Genomic DNA, 3,755 nt, shown 5'->3' on the forward strand with positions numbered 1-3,755 from the left:
AAACAAATTAAAGGTTTCGACTGCGCTCAACCAGACATTACAAAGTGTTTTATCAAGTTTTTCAGTATATAAAATTCCTTTTTAAATCCAGTAACCAACATGGTGTGCACTCCCCTTTTGTGTTTGATTTGGTATCTAAATGCTTTTATGATAAGACAAACTACGAATCATACCATGCTATATTAGAATATAGAAAATCGCTTTTAAATAATAATTCTGAACTCAGCATTGAAGATTTAGGAGCAGGTTCTCAGGTTATGTCCCAACAAAAACGCTTAGTTTCCAATATTGCTAAAAATGCTGGAACCACCACAAAGCGAGCAAAACTTTTGTTTCGATTGACCAATTATTTTAAACCAAAAAACGTATTAGAACTTGGCACCTCATTAGGTATAGCAACGCATGCCATAAGTTTAGGGAATATAGAAGCAAATATCACTTCCGTGGAAGGTTGCAAGGAAACCTCAGCGTTTTCAAAAACACAATTAATTAAATTTAGGGTTGAAAACGTTTCGTTGATTAAAGGTAACTTTAATAATGAAATTGAAAAATTAAGTTCCAATAGTTATGATTTAATTTTCTTTGACGGCAACCATCAAAAGGAAGCCACTTTAAAGTATTTTGAAACCTTATTAAAAACAGCAACGAATGAAAGCGTTTTTATTTTTGATGACATTTATTGGTCCAAAGGAATGACGGAAGCTTGGAATATCATTAAAGCCCACCCTAAAGTAACTGTTACCATTGATACTTTTTTCTGGGGTTTTGTTTTTTTTAGAAGTGAACAAGTAAAAGAGCATTTTACAATTCGGGTTTAATTTAAAAAACTAATACTCATGTCAGGTTGAGCGCAGTCGAAACCTAATTAATAATGAGATGAAAAAATATTTTTAACTAAACAAGTGGATTCCTGCCTTCGCAGGAACGAAAAAAAAACAAAAAACTCAAAGTAATTAAACTCTGAGTTTTTTATTTTTATAGGTTGAAATATTTATTTAACTAAATTAATCTCAACACGTCTGTTTTGTTTTCTACCTGCTTTATACATATTAGTTGCAATTGGCTTTCTTTCACCATAACCAACAGCTGATAATCTAGTTGGATCTATGCCATTTTTAACTAAAAAGCCTTTAACAGCATTCGCTCTAATATCCGATAATCTTTGATTTAACGCGTAGCTACCAATACTATCTGTATGCCCTTCAATTGTAAATTTCGCATTTGGATATTCATTTAAAACTGATATAATACCGTTTAATACTTCAATGGACTCGTCTTTAATCGTTGCATTTCCAGGAATAAATAAGATCGTTTTAGCAAAATCATTTAACGTTTTTTGCATCTCTTGAATAACTGCTTCTGGGCATCCGTTATTAGCCACCGTACCAACAGCATCAATACAGTCATCATCTTTATCTAAAACACCATCTCCATCGTTATCTGGCCAAGGGCAACCTTTATTTTCAGAAGTACCAGCTTCCTCCGGACAATAATCTTCATTATCCATAATGCCATCTTCATCAGAATCACCCCAAGGGCATCCTTTATTTTCCTCAGGACCTGCTACTTCAGGGCACTCATCAACATCATTTAATACACCATCTTCATCGGTATCTTCAACTGGGCAGCCATTGTTAGAAACTGGACCAGCCACTTTCGGGCAATCATCAAGTTTATCAATAATACCATCGCCATCCCTATCTTTTGGCGTTTTTTGATATATAGGGATTTTCAATCCGGCATAAACATCAGCTTCTTTATTATCATCACTTGAAATAGCAGAAATAACAGACCCAGAACCAACATAGAGTGGACCTGCTCTAAAACCAGCTCCCATTCTAAATCCATTATTTTCAATAACGCTTAAAGGCACATAGAAACTAAACCATTTAGTTTCATAACGCGGTGTTAGCGACATTACGTTCGACACCCGATTGGCCGTTATTCTGGTTTTAGCCATTAATGAAAAATCTGTATTTAAATTTAAATATACTTTTTCACTAAAACTGTAGTCTACATTTACATGCAATGCTGTTGGCAAATCAATTTTATAACCTGTATCGGCATTAGTCCGAACGTAAAATATATTTAAAGCATCGCTAAAATCTTCAGCAGCTTCAAACTGATCTTGGTTTACATCGGTATTTGCAACGTTAAAAGCTTCTTTTATACCATCTTTATAATCAACAAAACCAACATCGGTAACAGAAACTCCTATTTTTAATTTGTACTTATTTTTATCTTTAAATCCATAACCTGAATCGTTTGCATTATAATCGGCATGGTTTGGTCTCCATTCGTATACAAAACCTACATCTACACCAATACCATTAGCATTATCGGGCGTTTTATATTCGTAATCATCATTGTCAAAATCTGCAAAACGCGCATATGTTAAATTTCCGCTAGTGGTAATACTTCCTGTAGTTTCTCCGCCACCAAGGTCTGTACCATCCTCATCATAATTTAGACTTAAGTCCTTTCCTAATGCGAAAACACTAGCATAACCTTGTAAATATTTTAATGAAACACCACCTTTTAAAAAGTGTTGATTTTTGTTTAAAACGTTTCGTGCATAAGTAACACCAATTTCTGACCACGAATGTGCCAAAACATGCATGTTTTCATTATTAATGTTTAAATCTTTCGTGGTATCATCATCTAAAGATGCAATCGAAACGCCATTAATTTCATTGACATTTACAAAAGCTCTAGCTCTAGAAAAAATGGCGATAGCACTCTTTTCTGTTAGGTTAAACATAACCGCTGGCCCAAGAATATCTGCATTAATGGATGCATTATTAGGGTCTTTAGGATGTTTTTTAGATTCTAAATCGAAACTATAACCATCTTTAGTTGCGTCTAAAATGTTAATTCCGAAGTAATCGTTACTTCCAAAAGCACTTGCTCCAACAAGATTAATATCTGTTTTATAAGGCGAATCGGTTATGGTTGCAGGATTTGATATGACCCCATGAACACCGCTATAATTATCCGTAAGAAATCCGATATAGGATTGCGAATTTATAGATAATGACATGGAAACAAAGAGGAAAAGTAAGGTTAATTTTTTCATAATATGATTTGTTATAGGGGCTTATGCAATTTTAATTTATTCAATCCGTAAATTACTTACAAAGTAAAAGGATAAATCTTAATATACAAAGAAGATATCAACAACTTTTATAACTCTTAAAAAAACTATAACTTCGTAATATGAAGATTTACACTAAAACAGGCGACAAAGGTACTACCGCATTATTTGGCGGCACTCGTGTTCCTAAACACCATATACGTATTGAAAGTTATGGAACGGTTGACGAGTTAAACTCACATTTGGGTTTAATTCGAGATCAGGATATTAATGACCATTACAAAGATTTAATTATTACCATTCAAGACAAACTGTTTACTGTTGGAGCTATTTTAGCTACCGACCCTGAAAAGGCTACTTTAAAAAACGGGAAGGAACGTTTAAACATTGAGAAAATCTTATTAAAAGATATTGAGCACTTAGAGCAAGAAATGGATACTATGAATGAAGCATTACCACCAATGACACATTTTGTGCTTCCTGGTGGGCATCAAACGGTGTCATTCTGTCATATTGCACGTTGTGTGTGCCGCAGGGCGGAACGTTTGGCTTCTGCACTTAATGATTTAGAACCTTTTGAGCCGAATGCGTTGACTTACTTAAACCGCCTTTCGGACTATCTTTTTGTATTGGCACGAAAGTTGTCCTTTGATTTACAAGC

The 3,755-nt window shown here is 34.2% G+C and carries 3 protein-coding genes; 2 read left to right on the forward strand and 1 reads right to left on the reverse strand.

Translation table 11 applies throughout. The features are described from left to right. Nucleotides 1-44: 44 nt before the first annotated feature. Entirely contained in the window at nt 45-818 is a 774-nt protein-coding gene (locus WBN21_RS15840; RefSeq protein ID WP_424201987.1) for an O-methyltransferase, read from the forward strand. A gap of 173 nt (nt 819-991) precedes the next feature. Here WBN21_RS15840 and WBN21_RS15845 read toward each other — a convergent pair whose 3' ends face one another. After that, nucleotides 992-3,076, reverse strand: a complete 2,085-nt coding sequence (locus WBN21_RS15845) for a DUF5723 family protein (RefSeq protein ID WP_424201988.1) — start codon at nt 3,074-3,076, stop codon at nt 992-994. A 140-nt stretch (nt 3,077-3,216) separates the two neighbouring features. Between WBN21_RS15845 and WBN21_RS15850 the strand changes: the two genes are divergently transcribed. Continuing rightward, nucleotides 3,217-3,755 (forward strand): cob(I)yrinic acid a,c-diamide adenosyltransferase (locus tag WBN21_RS15850; protein WP_424201990.1); only part of this gene is annotated, 539 nt, incomplete at its 3' end.

Source organism: Algibacter sp., from assembly GCF_049667265.1.
Taxonomy (GTDB): domain Bacteria; phylum Bacteroidota; class Bacteroidia; order Flavobacteriales; family Flavobacteriaceae; genus Algibacter_B.

Coding starts and splice junctions, on each gene's coding strand:
- WBN21_RS15845 (WP_424201988.1), bottom strand. CDS start 3,076: ATGAAAAAATTAACCTTACTTTTCCTCTTTGTTTCCATGTCATTATCT.